Origin of the sequence: Paenibacillus sp. GbtcB18 (assembly GCF_019091125.1) — a bacterium.
GTDB classification, from domain to species: Bacteria; Bacillota; Bacilli; order Paenibacillales; family NBRC-103111; genus Paenibacillus_F; species Paenibacillus_F chitinolyticus.
This window is the reverse complement of sequence record NZ_JAGXJX010000972.1, coordinates 1-231: the sequence shown is the minus strand read 5'-3', so window position 1 is coordinate 231 and position 231 is coordinate 1. Positions and strand designations below refer to the sequence as shown.

Annotated in this window: 1 pseudogene; it reads right to left on the bottom strand. The window is 74.5% G+C overall.

Features of this window, described 5'->3' with window-relative positions:
• Positions 1-231 (bottom strand): annotated as a pseudogene (locus KVT34_RS31440) (3-beta hydroxysteroid dehydrogenase); the annotation flags it as partial.

Here is a 231-nt window from a genome sequence, read left to right as displayed (position 1 = left end):
CCGAGGTGGCGACGAAGGGCCGGTCCGAGCCTGCCAGGGCGGCGCCGATCGCCTCGATCACGCCGAGGTCGGTCTCCACGGCGCGGGTCATGTTCAGGAAGTCGTCGTGGGTGGAGGCCAGATGGATCACGCCGTCGGTCCCGGCCGCCGCGCGGGCCAGGTCCTCGGGGTCGTCGAGGCTGCCGCGGTGCACTTCGGCGCCCGCCGCCCGCAGGGTCTCGGCCGACTTGT